General features: G+C 37.9%; 13 protein-coding genes. 6 read left to right on the top strand and 7 right to left on the bottom strand.

Going from position 1 to position 15383, the window contains the following annotated elements:
• Positions 1-15 precede the first annotated feature (15 nt).
• From FZF08_RS20380 to FZF08_RS20390, 3 genes are all read right to left on the bottom strand, one after another.
• Positions 16-480, bottom strand: coding sequence for an HYC_CC_PP family protein (locus FZF08_RS20380; protein ID WP_159472402.1), 465 nt, complete (start codon positions 478-480; stop codon positions 16-18).
• Positions 481-528: 48 nt separating this feature from the next.
• Positions 529-738 carry a heavy-metal-associated domain-containing protein gene (locus FZF08_RS20385; protein WP_159472405.1) on the bottom strand — a complete coding sequence of 70 codons (210 nt, stop codon included), beginning with the start codon at positions 736-738 and terminating at the stop codon, positions 529-531.
• A gap of 159 nt (positions 739-897) precedes the next feature.
• A complete protein-coding gene (locus FZF08_RS20390; protein WP_159472408.1) occupies positions 898-1485 on the bottom strand; it encodes a Uma2 family endonuclease in 588 nt (195 codons plus the stop codon).
• Between the two features lie 203 nt (positions 1486-1688).
• Between FZF08_RS20390 and FZF08_RS20395 the strand changes: the two genes are divergently transcribed.
• The 4 genes from FZF08_RS20395 to FZF08_RS20410 are packed head-to-tail and all read left to right on the top strand — an operon-like array spanning position 1689 to position 7970.
• On the top strand, positions 1689-2888 hold the full coding sequence (locus FZF08_RS20395; RefSeq protein WP_159472411.1) for a hypothetical protein: 1200 nt from the start codon (positions 1689-1691) through the stop codon (positions 2886-2888).
• A gap of 6 nt (positions 2889-2894) precedes the next feature.
• Complete coding sequence (locus FZF08_RS20400) at positions 2895-3464, top strand: condensin complex protein MksE (RefSeq protein ID WP_159472414.1); 570 nt, start codon at positions 2895-2897, stop codon at positions 3462-3464.
• Positions 3448-7116 (top strand): ATP-binding protein, encoded by a 3669-nt coding sequence (locus FZF08_RS20405; protein WP_159472417.1) that lies wholly within the window; start codon positions 3448-3450, stop codon positions 7114-7116. The genes FZF08_RS20400 and FZF08_RS20405 overlap by 17 nt, the downstream gene beginning before the upstream one ends.
• A complete protein-coding gene (locus FZF08_RS20410) occupies positions 7113-7970 on the top strand; it encodes a Wadjet anti-phage system protein JetD domain-containing protein (protein ID WP_159472420.1) in 858 nt (285 codons plus the stop codon). Before FZF08_RS20405 ends, FZF08_RS20410 begins: the two co-directional genes overlap by 4 nt.
• Before the next feature lie 3 nt (positions 7971-7973).
• On the opposite strand, the gene FZF08_RS20415 is transcribed toward FZF08_RS20410, so the two are convergent.
• Positions 7974-10211: a cation-translocating P-type ATPase gene (locus FZF08_RS20415; protein WP_159472423.1), complete on the bottom strand. Its 2238-nt coding sequence runs from the start codon at positions 10209-10211 to the stop codon at positions 7974-7976.
• Positions 10212-10292: 81 nt separating this feature from the next.
• Positions 10293-10631 (bottom strand): tRNA-binding protein, encoded by a 339-nt coding sequence (locus FZF08_RS20420; protein ID WP_159472426.1) that lies wholly within the window; start codon positions 10629-10631, stop codon positions 10293-10295.
• Between the two features lie 107 nt (positions 10632-10738).
• Here FZF08_RS20420 and FZF08_RS20425 point away from each other — a divergent pair, with 107 nt between their 5' ends.
• Positions 10739-11842: a lactonase family protein gene (locus FZF08_RS20425; protein ID WP_159472429.1), complete on the top strand. Its 1104-nt coding sequence runs from the start codon at positions 10739-10741 to the stop codon at positions 11840-11842.
• Between the two features lie 64 nt (positions 11843-11906).
• On the opposite strand, the gene FZF08_RS20430 is transcribed toward FZF08_RS20425, so the two are convergent.
• Positions 11907-13316, bottom strand: coding sequence for a TlpA family protein disulfide reductase (locus tag FZF08_RS20430; RefSeq protein WP_159472432.1), 1410 nt, complete (start codon positions 13314-13316; stop codon positions 11907-11909).
• A 106-nt stretch (positions 13317-13422) separates the two neighbouring features.
• Between FZF08_RS20430 and FZF08_RS20435 the strand changes: the two genes are divergently transcribed.
• Positions 13423-14193 (top strand): YdcF family protein, encoded by a 771-nt coding sequence (locus FZF08_RS20435; RefSeq protein ID WP_159472435.1) that lies wholly within the window; start codon positions 13423-13425, stop codon positions 14191-14193.
• A gap of 102 nt (positions 14194-14295) precedes the next feature.
• On the opposite strand, the gene pfkA is transcribed toward FZF08_RS20435, so the two are convergent.
• A complete protein-coding gene (gene pfkA / locus FZF08_RS20440; protein ID WP_159472438.1) occupies positions 14296-15270 on the bottom strand; it encodes a 6-phosphofructokinase in 975 nt (324 codons plus the stop codon).
• Between the last annotated feature and the right edge of the window lie 113 nt (positions 15271-15383).

Below are 15383 nucleotides of genomic sequence, written 5' to 3' on the forward strand. Positions count from 1 at the left end.
CTAACAATCGGCGATTTATATCAAAAAAGACTGTACAAAAGAGAGCATACTTCTCCCATGAAACAAGGAAGAGAATGATATGGTATGAAGTGAAGATTGAACAGGTGGGTACACCCATTCCTGAAATAAAAATACAAAAGACTGTACCGACCAAAGATCGCCATCCGCTACCATTTTCAGTGCTTTTGCGTGCATTTGAGCAAGCGATGAAACGACATCAACTTTTTCAAATTTCTGCTGGTCTTTACAGCAATCAGTATTTTTGAAGAAATTTTTCTTTGATTCTTTTAGAGCTTTACTTTTCGCGCAACATGAAGAAACGACTTTTTCCTTACAGGAATCAGCTTTTTTTTCTTTAACAAATTTCATAGTCATCCCCTGCATCAGACATTGATGCTCCGTCAGTCCGAATCCTGTGCTGCTTATCAGCACCAGAACGGCCATCAGAATGGTTATGGATCTATGAAATTTATTTTTCATTTTCAGCTTTTACTTATTAGCCAATTGTAGAAGCAAAGTTACTAATTATCAGGCAATTTCGGTTGCAAGATACCCTGCTTTTTTAACAACATCGGCAACTTCCTCAGCTGTTTTATCTGTTTCAACAGACAAAATACGATCTGCACTTTGCAAATCTACCGCCCATTTCTCTATTCCGTTCTCAGTTGTTAAAAAAGGAGTCACGGCAGCAATACAGCCTCCGCATTTTATATTGGTTTTGAATTTTATCGTTTCCATAGGATTGAAATGTAATTGGACAGAGATTAATTCTGTTATCTCTTTACAAAGATCGGCAGGAAAGATTGAAAAGTATTACAGAATTCGGGGATGGTATTGTATAGTTATTGGTTTTGTGAATATCTTTTAAATAATTAAATTTCAAATTCTCTCTATTTTTCAAAACCCGGGAAACGCAGTTCCCACCAACTCGACTTTATTATATATATCTTCCAGTAAAACGAGACAGTCACCGATAGCAACATTTTCATCATCATTTATATAGGTATGACTTAACCATACAGCATCACTTAATTTCTTTATTACCTCGACTTTCTTCTGTTTCGAGGAAACCAGCACATATTCACTAAAAGAAGGAATTGTTTTGTAACAGTCAAATTTTTCAGAGCGATCGTAACCCATCGTGGTGTCTGACAAAACTTCAATAATAATTTCAGGATTTTCAAGCGCATTTAGTCCCTGAGGCGATTTTTCATAAGCAGGTTTATTGCATACAATCACCAAATCCGAAAAGCTGTAACGATCGCATTGTTCAATTTTTATTAGCTGATCGCTTGTGTAAACAATACATCCTTTTCTTTTCAGGCAGTGCACAAATTCACCAATTAAATTGGCTGCTATTATATTATGAGCCGGTTGCGCCCCCGCCATAGCAACAATCTCTCCTGCATGATATTCCAGTTTTACGTCAGATTTTGCCAATATCTCAAAATATTCTTCGTGCGTCACCTGTGTAGTTGTTTGCATAAAAAATTGATTTTTGTGTGTGATATTCTATCAAATTTAAGCTTTTATGTATATGATGCAAATAATAAAATGACAAACTTCCGCCATAAACGTCACAAGCATAGTTTGCAAATTTATTTGATTTTCAATTCATTCCAGAATTATTTATAATCATTGACAAGAACTGATAAATTGCATTTTCAAAATTCCCAACGCAGCTATTTATGAAAACATTCTCGTCCATTAAAGAACTGCTGTCCGTACTCAACCGCGAGCATAAGCTGATTATTGCTTTGTTCGAGAAACGCAAAAATCTTTCTTATAAGTATGATCATGCGTTGGAGCTCGTCGATTTCGATGAAGATAAAATAAGGATACTGATCGACTATGCAGTTATCCGCGAGAATGGAACTAACCTTGAACTGGATGACCAGTTCCTTCAATTTTTCGAGCAGGTGCTGGAAGTAAATGAAGAAATCAATGTGTCATATATCAATGAACACATTCAAAATATCAGGCATAATATTCTTTATTATTTACAGGAAAATAATGAAACCAGAAAATACGGATATCTGCGTCAGGTCAAAAATGCACTTAGAAAAATAGGTATTATCGCCCTTCGTAACGTGGTCGATCTTAATAGAAATATTGATCATGCTTTCAAAAATGAACCAAACTACAAGATTAAAAAAGCAAAGCTGGAACATCTGGATGAAAAAAGACATGATATCTATGCACTTATAGGGCAAACGGACCAGCTTATATCCGGAGAGGATGAGCTAACGTTTTTTAAAGTTGCCTCGGATGAAGAGTTAAACCGCATTATCATTATACTCAAATCACAGTTAAATGAATGTCAGCACAACCTGATCGATATTCAAAAACAGATTATAGAATTTCTTAACCGAATTAAATATCATAGTGGCGTTATTGAAAAACTACGTCAGATCAAATATCTGAAAGATCAGTTTACCCTTAAAAGCAAAACTAATATTCTGGAGATACTTGGTGAGAATAATGCCATTATTTTTGAAGCCAATCCGGTATTTCCACTCAAATTATCCCTGGAAGTCATTCAGACTGACTCTGAAATACTGGATCTAATTGGAAAAATATCAAAGAAAATCCGATCAGGTGCGAAAGTAACACAGTCGCTGGCCGGAAGTATTTCGGATGAATATCTTGAAACACAGACAGAAGAAGAGTTCCAGATCAATCTGGATGAAGTTAAAAATGGGTTTCTGGCCGGTAGTAATAACCTTTTTGACTTTATTTTAAATTACAATTTTGATAAAGAGGTGAGTTTTGACGAGCGTATTACGATATATTGTCAGATGGTTTCTCAGTATGATTCGTTATTTAAAATCACTGATGCCTATAACAGTAGACAGGACGTGGAGTTTGCCATAATTTATCCCAAATAAAACGACATGCAGGTACCTAAACAGACTTCTGAAATATTTGAAATCATGAATAAGGGACAATTTATTTGTTCCAATAGCAGTGATGAAAAACTGCGCAAATTATATTCCATTATTGACGACAGGTTTGACGATCTGTATGATTATTTTACAGAGATCAATTTTATTCTAGAAAAAGGTGACGAGTATTTTATGTTTACCAGAAAGGAAAATAAAACAGACCTCGAACGAAAACTGGAAGCTGCTTTTAAATGGATTGACGTGCTGGACTTTTTCAAAACCTTCGATCATTCTTTCGGCTCTGGTTATCGGTTTACGCCTTCGGATATTCTGGTAAAACTATCGGTTGACACGAATTTAAAAAGTAAACTGGAAGGACTCAAAAAGTATTCTCCAGGAAAAGAAAAACACGCCGACATCCTCGACAAGATTTTAGATTTACTGACCAGGGACAATTTCATTGATCTTGAAAACGAAATTTCAACCTCTTACAAAGTCCTTGCTTCCTTCAATTACATGGAGCAATTAATATTATCGATCAACATTCCCGAAGCCGTAATCAATGAGATTCCTGAATAAAATTATTTTTATTGAAAGTGCGAAAATCAGATACGCGGAAATCGCAATAGATGGAAATGTCCATTTTATTGGTACGCAAGACGTTGGAAAAAGTACTGCATTACGTGCAATTCTGTTTTTTTATAATGCAGATAAAATGAAGCTTGGGATTGAAAAAAGCAAAGATTCTTTTGATGAATATTATTTCCCAAAGGGCAATTCCTCTATTATTTATGAAGTCGTCCGCGAAACCGGCCCATACTGTATTCTTGCCTACCGATCACAAGGCCGCGCCTGCTTCCGGTTTCTGGATGGGGCTTATAAAATGGAAAATTTTATTGATGAAAACAGGATACCAAGAGAATGGGATGGTATACGCAATGCTTTGGCACGTAATGGAAATCATTATTCCAGAAAAGTTGATCGTTACGAAGAATACAGGGACATTTTATATGGTAACAACAGAGGACTGGATTCCGAATTACGCAAATTCGCATTAATTGAAAGTCGTCAATATCAAAACATTCCCCGTACGATCCAGAACGTGTTTCTGAACTCCAAACTGGATGCGGAATTCATCAAGCAAACGATCATTATGTCTTTGAATGAAGAAGATGTAAAGATCCCGCTTGACAATTATACACTCCATCTCCGCGACTTTGATACCCAACTTGCAGACGTTAATAAATGGACTGAAAAGAATAAAGCGGGTGAAATTCCTGTGCGAAAGCAGGCTGAAAAAATTGCCCGTTTACATGCTGAGATCAGGATATTAAATCAAGAAAAACAGCAGGCAGCTATTGAGCTATTCCAGACCTATGAAGCCGAACATAGGGATTTGCCAGAATTGGAAAAACAAGTGCTTATTGAAGATGGGAAATTGCAGATATTATCGAAAAAAGACAAAGAACTTTATGCAAAGTTTGAAACCAGAAAAGAAGAAATCCAAAAGGTCATAAATTATCTGGAAAGCGATATAAAAAAAGCAAAACGTAAAGCTGATGAATATGAAATAATGAACATTTCCGGCATGATACAACGTATTGCAAAAAAACAGGATGTAGAAAAGGAACAGAGAAGATTGCTGGAAGAAAAGGAATTACTTTCTTCCAAATTCCGGGAAATAACCAGTCGATATGATGCCCTGATTTTACAACAAATTAATGCATATGCCGGTTTTCAAAACGAAACACAAACCAGTAAAAATGCAATTCAAGCATCATTGTTACAATTCAAAAATGATATTAATGATCAATACAAAGAATTATTTGACGAAATAAGAAAGCAGAATAAAAGTGCTTTGGAAACAGCCAGAGATACAGTTGATCAGAAAAAGGAAGTTATTCAGGAATTGAAACTAAAAAAGCAAAAAGCACAGATAGAACGGTTTTCCGAAAAAGAGATTGAATTCGCAAAAGCCGAAATCGGCGCTTTAAAGCAAAAAATAAAAGTAAGTGATGTAGATATTGCTGATTTCAAAAAACAAGTCGAAACATACCAAAAACAATGGGAGCTGGATACGAAAACAAATGAACTGATTTTTGAAACAAATGCTGAAAAAATAAAAAAAGAGACGGAGAAAATTGTACTTTCTATTGCTATCATTGAAGCAAAACTTGCTCAGGATAAAGATTCATTATACGGTTGGTTAACAGAAAATATACCTGGCTGGGAGTTGACAATCGGGAAAGTAATTGATGAAGAGAAAGTGTTGTTCCATACCGGACTATCACCGCAATTAGCGCCTGGCAATGATACATTTTTTGGTGTTAAAATAGATTTGGAAGAGATAAACAAAAAAGTAAAAACAGTTGCAGACTATGAACAGGAGAAGTTACAGTTTCAGAAAAATGCAGAAGTAAATGATGCCAGTCTGAATGCGCTGAATGAGCAAAAAAAGAAGGATGCAGAGAAGTTGAAACAGAAATATCAGCCTAAAATAAAAGAGCTTAAAGATGCGGGTTTTGAAGCAGAATATTTACTTCAAAAATCAAAAGACGATTTGCAGGAATATGAAGTAAATCTTTTAGAATTGGAAAAGAAAGCGGCAGCAGAAAAAGCAGATATCATATTAAAAATTGAACAGGATCTTATCATTGCCAGCAAAGAATTGTCAAAGGAGCAGGCGTATTATGATGGCCTTGAAACTGGTATACAAAAGCAAATAGAGGCCAAAGAAAAAGAACAGAAGAAAAAGACAATTGCAGAAGAGCAATTAGTAAATATCCAGTTTACTGAACTGACTTCTGAATTAGTAAAGAAAAAAGCACAAATTGATCAAAGAGTATCGGAACTGAAACAACAGCAAAACGACAATTTGAAAAGTGACGGGGCCGATATCGAACGTATTTCGGAAATTGATAATGCACTGGAAAAAGTCAAAAGCGAACTGGATTTCATTGAAGCTAACAGGGATAAAGTAGCCGAATTTAATAAAGATAAACGAGAGCTTTTTGATCATGTAGACCGTTTTAAGGCTGATAGAAAATTAAAAGAAAACCAGCTTGAAACTGAAAAAGAGAAGCATGAATTGCAGAGAAACAGGTTAAGATTTGAAATTAATATTTCAAATAACACCATATCTGAGTTGAATAAAAGACTATCAACAGCTAGGGAAGGCATTAAAGCTTTCGACGAATATCAGCTGACAGAAAGTTATGGTGAGATTTCAATGTTTAATATAGTACAACAAAAATTCAAAAAAGAGAGACTAGCGCTTAAAGAGCTTATTGATTTGGTTAATACCAAAATATATGCTTTACAAGTTCGGTTTAGCAATTTACAGGCAGCAGTCAATACCTTTCTAGGCAACTTTTCTTTCAATAACGTTTTTGATTTTAAAACCAATCTCAGTGAACGGGACGAGTTTATCGCTTTTGCTGAGATGTTGTATGAATTTCTGGAAGAAAATAAAATTGCCCAGTATGAAAAACGAGTTAATGAACGGTTTGCCACTTTGATCAGACAAATTGGAAAGGAAACGACAGAACTGGTTTCCAAAGAAGGAGAAATTCAAAAAGTGATTACGGACATTAATGGAGATTTCGAAGAGCGGAATTTTGCCGGCGTGATCAAAAGTATCAAATTAAGACTTTCAGGAAGCCAGAACAGAATCGTTACTTTGCTCCTGGCGATAAAAAGCTTTAATGACGAACATGCATTAAGCTTAGGTGTTGCCAATTTGTTTTCCACCGTTGACAGCGATGCTCAAAATAAAAAGGCAATTACGCTGCTCAAAGAATTTGCAAAGGAAATATTAAACAGAAAAGAGAAAGAGATCAGTCTTTCTGATTCGTTTGAGCTGCAATTCAGGATTATGGAAAATGACAATGATAGCGGCTGGGTGGAAAAACTCGCCAATGTAGGCTCGGAAGGGACAGATATTCTGGTAAAGGCGATGATCAATATTATGCTGCTTAATGTTTTTAAAGATAACGCATCCAGAAAATTCAAGGATTTTAGATTGCATTGTATGATGGACGAAATCGGGAAACTCCATCCTAACAATGTAAAAGGTATCTTAAAATTTGCGAATGACCGGAATATACTCCTCATCAACAGCTCGCCAACGTCATACAATGCCAGCGATTATCGGTATACCTATCTTTTATCCAAGGACAGCAGAAGTATAACGAATATAAAGCGCCTGATTAAAAAAGGAACTGACCTATGATATTATCACGCTCTTTGGCCGAAAAACTATTGATTCTTGCAAATGGCGGACAACTTTCTGCAAGCAGTTTAAAACATACTTTTATTAATGATTTAATTGCGGAAGGCATCATAACAGACAAGCGATCTGGTCGTACCAAAAGTACCTTACAGGTAATAAATCCGGATGCTTTAAGTAAATATTTGTTCAATAAATTTTCAATTTCTGACTTACAACAGTATGTGAATTTATTGACAAGTACCGAAATTACGCGCGCAAAGCTAGTGCAGGTTGCCAGTGATTCAAAATCTATAAGCCGAAGGACTTTCAAAGGCTTTCTTATCAATAGTTACGAACCAATTGAAACTGTATTGAACGACGTCCCACTTCTTATCAATCCAGTTTCAGGTACTTTTCAGTTCATTTATGATTTTGACAAATTTATTCCTGCACCGGATGTGATTATCGTCGGGGTAGAAAATTCAGAAAACTTTTCTGAGATACGGAAACAGCGTTATTTGTTCCCCAATAGTAAAGTTTTGTTTGTTAGCCGTTATCCGCAAAATCAAAGCAAAGATCTGATCAAATGGCTGCAATCCATAGATAATCCGTATTGGCATTTTGGCGACTACGATTTTGCCGGAATTAACATTTACATTCAGGAATATAAAAGACATTTTCCCGGTAAAAAAGCATCATTTTTTATTCCTGAAAATATAGAAAAGTTGATTGAGAAATATGGCAACCGGAAATTGTATGATCAGCAGCAACTGAATATCCTGGATATATCTGAGGAAAATATCCGCTCGCTGATCACTTTACTTCATAAATATAAAAAAGGTCTGGAACAGGAAGCTTTGATACTTAGCCTGTAAATTTTACAATTTCAACCCACGCAACCTTAAACTATTCGTCACAACCGAAACTGAACTAAGCGCCATTGCAGCTCCTGCAATCATTGGGTTTAATAAAAATCCATTGATCGGATATAAAATCCCGGCGGCAATTGGAATTCCGATCAGGTTATAAATAAATGCCCAGAAAAGATTTTGTTTGATTGTCGCGACCGTTTTTCTCGAAAGTTGTAATGCTTTTGGTAAAACCATTAGATCCGAAGTAATCAGCGTCATTTTCGCCACATCCATCGCGATGTCAGATCCTTTCCCCATCGCGATACTGACGTCCGCCTGCACCAGTGCCTGAGAATCATTAACACCGTCACCTACCATAGCAACGATTTTACCTTCGGATTGCAATTTTTGGACAAATTTCATTTTATCATCCGGTTTTACTTCGGCGATATAATTGACAATCCCTACCTGTTTTGCAACCGCGGCCGCTGTTTGTTCGTTATCGCCGGTAAGCATATACACTTCAATACCTTGTTCCTGTAATTTTTGAACTGCTTCGGCTGATGTAGCTTTTAATTGATCTGCAATGGAAATTAACGCAACCTGTACCAAATTTACGCTTACGCCGATGACCGTTTGCGCAGCTTTGCACTGAACTTCTGCAAGTTTTTCCAGTTCAGGATTTAACACAACTCCTTCTTTTTTCAGAAATGAAAGCGTGCCGATTAAATAATTCTCACCATTTACAGTACCTTTTATCCCATTTCCTGTTACAGATTCAAATTTTTCTATTTTGGCACCTGAATTTGTCTTAATAAACCTGACGACCGCCTGCGCCAAAGGATGTTCTGAGCGGGATTCTAACAGACGGATCGCTTCGGCATACCGTTCCTGATTTGCCAGATTTTCCGCCCATTCCCAGTTCGTAACTTCCGGATGTCCCTGCGTTAAAGTTCCCGTTTTATCCAAAACAACAACATTCACTTCTTTCGCTTTTTCAAGACTTTCAGCGTCACGAATCAGGATATTATTTTGAGCTCCTTTTCCTACACCTACCATAATCGCCGTTGGAGTAGCTAATCCCAAAGCACAGGGGCAGGCAATTACCAAAACAGAAACGGAAGCCAGCAACGCCTGTGTAATTGCATTTTCTCCTCCAAAAAACATCCAGACACAAAATGTCATCACCGCAATTCCGATCACAACAGGCACAAAAATTCCGGCAATTTTATCAACCAGACGTTGGACCGGAGCCTTACTTCCCTGTGCCGCCTGAACGGTTTTTATGATTTGTGCCAAAACAGTATTTTTTCCAATTTTTTCAGCCAAAAAAGTAAAACTTCCCTGCTGATTAATTGTTCCTGCAAAAACCTGCGAGCCCGCTATTTTTTCAGATGGAATTGGTTCACCAGTCATCAGACTTTCATCAACAAAAGAATTTCCGCTGATTACTTTGCCGTCAACCGGAATTTTTTCTCCTGAACGAATAATGATTTCGTCTTGCAGCTGGACATCTTTAACTGAAATTTCAATTTCCTTTTGAGAACGAATTACCTTTACCGTTTTAGGTTGTAAACCGATCAGCTTTTTCAGCGCATCAGAAGTATTAGTTTTGGCTTTTTCTTCAAGCAATTTTCCTAACAAAATAAAGAAAATGATTACAGAAGCAGCTTCAAAATATACGTGCGGATGAAAACCGCGTGCATGCCAGAATTGCGGATTTAGTGTATTAAAGGTGCTGAAAAGAAAGGCGATTCCGGTACTTAACGCCACAAGGGTATCCATATTCGACTTTCCATGTTTTGCTTGTTTCCATGCATTCACAAAAAAATCTTTACCAAAAATGAATAAAACAGGTATGGTTAAAGCCATCATGATGTAATTACCGAATGGCAAATCCATGAAAAACATGCCGATAACGGCTACCGGAACAGCCAATATTCCGGTAAGAATTGTTTTCCTTTTTAAGTCATGATAATGTTCAAGCTGAATTTTTTCCTGTTCTGCAATCGCTTCATCGTCATCATCATTGATGATAAAACCATACCCTATGCCTTGCAAAACTTTATCCAGAGACTCCAAATTTGTTGATTTTGGATCGAATTCTACGAGGGCAGACTGATTGGCATAATTCACGCCGACGTTTTCCACTCCAGAAGTACTTTTCAACATCGACTCCACACTAACAGCACAGGCCGCACACGACATGCCGGTGACCGGCACCGTAACTTTTTTTGTATTGATAACTTTATGATCAGCTTCCATGATTTCTAATTCTTTGATACAAAGTTAACTCATCCCGAAACAGTTAGCATTACAGAATTGAGGCTGAGACTTGCAAGATTATCAGGCCAGGCGTGTTCCATTCGGTAAGGTCTTATCGGGACAAGCCAGAATAACTTCTCCGTCCGGTAAAACAAAACCTGTTGTCAAAACTTCCGAGAGGAAACCAGCAATTTGTTTTATTGGAAAATTAACGACGCATAAAACCTGCTTTCCAACCAATTCTTCCATTGTATAAAGTTTGGTAATCTGAGCCGAACTTTGTTTTATCCCAATTTCTTCGCCCAGATCAATCCAGAGTTTATAAGCGGGTTTCCGTGCTTTCGGGAAGTCTTCGACACGCATAATTGTTCCAGTCCGCTGTTCGACTTTTTCAAAATCCTGCCAGGTAATTGGATCCATTTTTTCTTAAAATTGAGGTATGTTTCAATATATAATTCATTTCACCATTAAAAAGTTACAAATAACTGCTTTCCTGATTTAATGCTTGTTCATTAAATTACAACCTCATGAGAAAATTAGTAAGTATTGCTCTTGTCCTCATTTTGGGCTTTTCAGCGATTTCTTTCAAAGAGAAAACGGTTTTGTTTTATATCGGAAGTCAGGACAAAACAGAAAGTGCTTCTATTTCTTTGTGTGAGCTGGATCTGGCAACCGGAAAAATCACGTTGAAGGATAATTTTAAAACAAGTCCGGGACCTGGATATGTCAGTATTTCTCCAAATAAAAAAAACCTGTACGCGGTAACTTCTGATAATAAGATTTCTGCTTACACCATTGGCGCAGATCAAAAACTAACTTATCTGAACAGCCAGCCTTCCGAAGGTTTAAATCCCTGTCATGTTTCCTTGGATCCTGCCGGGAAATTGGCTTTTGTTTCCAATTATACCGGTGGAAGTTTTGCAGCTTATACTTTGGCAGCGGACGGCAAAGTAAATCCGCCAACGTATTCCCAACAATTTACCGGAACCGGCCCCAACGAAAAACGTCAGGAAAAAGCACATGCGCATTTTACGTCCACTACGCCTAATGGGAAATATGCTTATGTTGTTGATTTAGGAACAGACCATGTCATGAACTATGTAGTCAATACGCAGACTGGTGAACTGAAACCGAATCCGGCGCAAGCCTCTTTTAATGCCAAACCGGGCTCTGGTCCAAGGCATTTTGTAATGTCGCCTTCCGGGAAATATATGTTTTTGCTTAACGAACTTGACCTGACACTAACCGCCTGCTCGATCAGCGAAACCGGCGTTATCACGGCGCTTGCAAGCTACCCGACCGTTCCCGCCGATTTCAAAGAACCTAGTACTAGTGCGGCAATTCATATACACCCGAATGGAAAATTTGTATATACGTCCAATCGCGGACATAACAGTATCAGCGCTTTTCATATCAAGGCAAACGGAGAATTGGAAAAAATGGATGAAGTGAAGCAGGCGATCAAAACTCCGCGTGATTTTAATATCGATCCAACCGGAAAATATATGATTGTAGCGAATCAGGACAAAGATAATCTGGTGGTTTACGAGATCAATCCCAAAACGGGAAAGCTTACATTTAAACATGAAAGCATTGCCATTAAACTGCCAATTTGTGTCGCTTTTTTATAGGTTTAAAACACAGAATCCACACGAAATAAATCGTGTGGATTCTGTAATTGAATTATAATTTCTTCTACTTCGCGGATGCCAGCTGTTTCTTTTTATAGTAATTAAGAAAATCATCTAACTGTTCCACCGGCATTTTTCTCGCGATTATTTTTTTGTTTTTATCCAAAACATAAATCGTTGGCGTGGTTACTACATCATACTTTCTGTTAAAATCAATCTGGTTTAACGGATCGGAACCATTGATCATTTCGTCCAAATGATACGTTGATACAAAAGATTTCCATTCTTCCTGATTGTGTTCTATATCGATAGCAATAACCTTTACACCGTCTGCCTTATTTTTATCATAAAACTTTTTTAACACCGGCGAAGCTTCTTTGCAATGTCCGCAAGTAGCGGCGTAAAAAAACAATACTGTATAACTGGCGGTTACCGTCTGCAAATCAACCTTTTTACCCGCCGGATCTGTAACGGTCAGCGTTGGAAAAGTCTTGTTGACAAGCAGATATTTCAGCGTATTAACTTTCTCACCAATTCTCTTCTTGGTATCTTCCGAAACGCCCATGTCTCCCGACAGATAATATTTGGTAGCCATATGCACCCAAAGCGCTTCTGTTCCCACCGTTTTAGGATTTTCATATTGATTGATAATATAAAAAACGACGTACGATTTTACTTCTTTGTTTGCAGAAGCTTTGGCAACCAGCCAGTCCGTATCTTTTATCAGTGAATCCGGCGTTTGTACAACCAGGTTTTTGATATAACGATCCAGCTTTGATTCAAGAAAAGGTGTGCGTAAAATCCGCTCGTCAGAAAAATCAACCTGATCCCAGTAATGCGCTTTGTAGTAATTAAAAACCCAAATTGAATCCGTTTTTCCATTTGCCAGTTTTGGAGCCGCAGGCACTTCCGGATCACTGGACATTTTCAATAATTTGGCTGTAAAAGTATCTCCATTATCTTTTATAAACTTCTCTCGGTAATTTTTAAATTCATCCTGCGCCTGTTTCATTTTTACAGAGGCGTCAGCAGATTGCGTTTTGTTTAAACTTTCAATTTCCTTAACCCGGTTTTTTAATTCTTTTTGATAAGCATAAAAAAGCTGATTTTCTTTTGACCCTTTCACCTCCATGGTACCAACAAAATCTGCCGTATCCGTGACCATTGAAAAATTAGTTTCCTTCCCTGAATACACAAATTCCAGCCATTTTTGATTACCTGGTAAAAGAAGCAGATAAAGTCCGCCCGGAAGATTTGTCTTTCCTTCAAAAACCATGTGACCTTTTCCGTCTGCTTTGGCCGTGTCTTTGGCAACGAATTGTTTGTTGCTGTAACTCCAATGCCCCAAAACACAGGAACTATCCTTTAAACCCTTTAATGTTGCTTCGATATGATAACCCTGGCCGAAAGAATATGTAGCTAAGCTGAGGACAAAAAAAGAAATCAAAATGGCCGTGTGCGTTCTTTTTTTCATTTGAAAATGATGTGATAATTATGAACTGTTTAATTATTAAGGTAAATCGTGGCTGAGAATACAAAACTAAACTCAAAACGCATACTTCTATCAGCTTCGTACCCAAATGTTTTACTTTCTGTCCAAAACAATCGATTTTCTCCTAATGCCTTTCAGTATCAGTCTGATACTAATCATCTATGGTTTAGGGACAAAAAAGCTAAAAAGGAAAAGAATTGCCATTATTTCCTCGTTTTTCATTCTCTACCTGATATCCAATTCTTTCCTAATCAATAAGGCTTTCAATTGGTGGGAATATAAACCTGTTAATATCAGCGAAGTTAAAAAAACTTATGACGTTGGCATTGTCCTTACCGGCGGGATGATAAGTTTGTCACAAACGGCTGATCATCCTGGTTTAGGAATCCAGGCCGACAGATTTTTACAGGCTTATTTGTTATACAAAAATAATAAAATCAGAAAAATACTGATTACAGGAGCAAGCCAAAAATCATTGAGAGACGCAGGAAAAGGTGAAGCACAGCAAGCAGCCGCATTATTAGTGCTTTGGGGTGTAAACCCAGGTGATATATTATTGGAGCTTAACGCAAAAAATACCAGAGAAAACGCTTTATTCACTTCAAAAATTTTGAAGGCTCAATTTACCGGCAAAAGTTATGTGCTTATTACGTCTTCCTTCCACATGCGCAGGGCAACCGGTTGTTTCAAAAAAGTCGGAATATCAGCTGACGTATTTCCTGCCGATTTTTATGGAAGTGACGAAAATACAAGTTTCAAAGAAGCCGTAGTTCCAGACCCGAAAATTGTAGGTTTTTCACAGCTTCTTTTCCGTGAATGGGTGGGAATTATTATTTACAAAATCATGGGATACTGCTGATCCGCCCCGGAAAGTCAGGTAATTGCCAATTATTGTCACTGCTTGTATTCCTACAACAAATGACAACAAGTGACTATTCCTGACAACAAATTTCATTATTATTTAAACGCTTAATATTTTAACCATCCTCAGCAAATCATCACTGATTGGTTTTGGCAAACGGATTGTATCTTCAAACGGTGTGTAAACAAGCTCGTTGTTGATAATGCCGGCCATTACATTTTTTTGTCCACCCAACAAACCTTCCAAAGCACCAAGTCCCAAACGGCTGGCAAGGATACGGTCATAGGCTGACGGAGAACCTCCGCGCTGGGTATGTCCAAGGGTTGTCACACGGATATCCGCGTTTTCATCCACCTGCGATTTAATTTTTTCTGCTACTTCAACAGCGCTTCCGGCTTCGTCACCTTCTGCTACCACAATGATAGAAGACGATTTTGAACGGCTCCATCCTTGTTTCAATGTTTCCACAACCTCTGAAAGCGGCGTCAATACTTCCGGCACCATCACAAGCTCTGCCCCACCGGCAATACCCGACTGTACGGCGATATACCCTGAATCACGGCCCATAACTTCAATAAAGAAAATCCGGTCGTGAGAACTGGCTGTGTCGCGGATACGGTCAATTGCATCCAAAGCTGTATTTACGGCTGTATCAAAACCGATTGTATAATCTGTTCCGTATAAATCATTATCAATCGTTCCCGGCGCTCCTACGGTAGGAATTCCGTACTCATTACCAAAGATCATCGCACCTGTAAACGTACCATTTCCGCCAATGGCAACCATTCCTTCAATTCCGTGTGCCGTAAGCTGCTCGTATGCCTTTTTCCTTCCCTCGGGCGTCATGAATTCTTTACTACGCGCCGATTTCAGGATCGTACCACCTCTTTGCACAATATTACTTACCGAGTGAGATTCCATTTTGTAAACATCACCGGCAATCATTCCGCTATATCCTCTTCTGATTCCAAAAACTTCAATTCCATGGTATACCGCTCCGCGCACCACAGCACGGATACAAGCGTTCATTCCGGGTGCATCTCCTCCTGAGGTGAAAACTCCAATTCTTTTCATTTATCTATCGGGTTACTACTAATCAATTCTAACTACAGTTGTGCTTTTAACTTAAAGGCACAATTTCTGCAAATTTATCGGGTATTTTCTTAAATTTTACTTCCTATTTCGGA

This window comes from Dyadobacter sp. 3J3, from assembly GCF_009801115.1.
GTDB lineage: Bacteria > Bacteroidota > Bacteroidia > Cytophagales > Spirosomataceae > Dyadobacter.

Bases quoted from the DNA above. Each gene is read 5' to 3' on its own strand.
- FZF08_RS20380 (WP_159472402.1), bottom strand. From the start codon at position 480: ATGAAAAATAAATTTCATAGATCCATAACCATTCTGATGGCCGTTCTG.
- FZF08_RS20385 (WP_159472405.1), bottom strand. From the start codon at position 738: ATGGAAACGATAAAATTCAAAACCAATATAAAATGCGGAGGCTGTATT.
- FZF08_RS20390 (WP_159472408.1), bottom strand. From the start codon at position 1,485: ATGCAAACAACTACACAGGTGACGCACGAAGAATATTTTGAGATATTG.
- FZF08_RS20395 (WP_159472411.1), top strand. From the start codon at position 1,689: ATGAAAACATTCTCGTCCATTAAAGAACTGCTGTCCGTACTCAACCGC.
- FZF08_RS20400 (WP_159472414.1), top strand. From the start codon at position 2,895: ATGCAGGTACCTAAACAGACTTCTGAAATATTTGAAATCATGAATAAG.
- FZF08_RS20405 (WP_159472417.1), top strand. From the start codon at position 3,448: ATGAGATTCCTGAATAAAATTATTTTTATTGAAAGTGCGAAAATCAGA.
- FZF08_RS20410 (WP_159472420.1), top strand. From the start codon at position 7,113: ATGATATTATCACGCTCTTTGGCCGAAAAACTATTGATTCTTGCAAAT.
- FZF08_RS20415 (WP_159472423.1), bottom strand. From the start codon at position 10,211: ATGGAAGCTGATCATAAAGTTATCAATACAAAAAAAGTTACGGTGCCG.
- FZF08_RS20420 (WP_159472426.1), bottom strand. From the start codon at position 10,631: ATGGATCCAATTACCTGGCAGGATTTTGAAAAAGTCGAACAGCGGACT.
- FZF08_RS20425 (WP_159472429.1), top strand. From the start codon at position 10,739: ATGAGAAAATTAGTAAGTATTGCTCTTGTCCTCATTTTGGGCTTTTCA.
- FZF08_RS20430 (WP_159472432.1), bottom strand. From the start codon at position 13,316: ATGAAAAAAAGAACGCACACGGCCATTTTGATTTCTTTTTTTGTCCTC.
- FZF08_RS20435 (WP_159472435.1), top strand. From the start codon at position 13,423: ATGTTTTACTTTCTGTCCAAAACAATCGATTTTCTCCTAATGCCTTTC.
- pfkA (WP_159472438.1), bottom strand. From the start codon at position 15,270: ATGAAAAGAATTGGAGTTTTCACCTCAGGAGGAGATGCACCCGGAATG.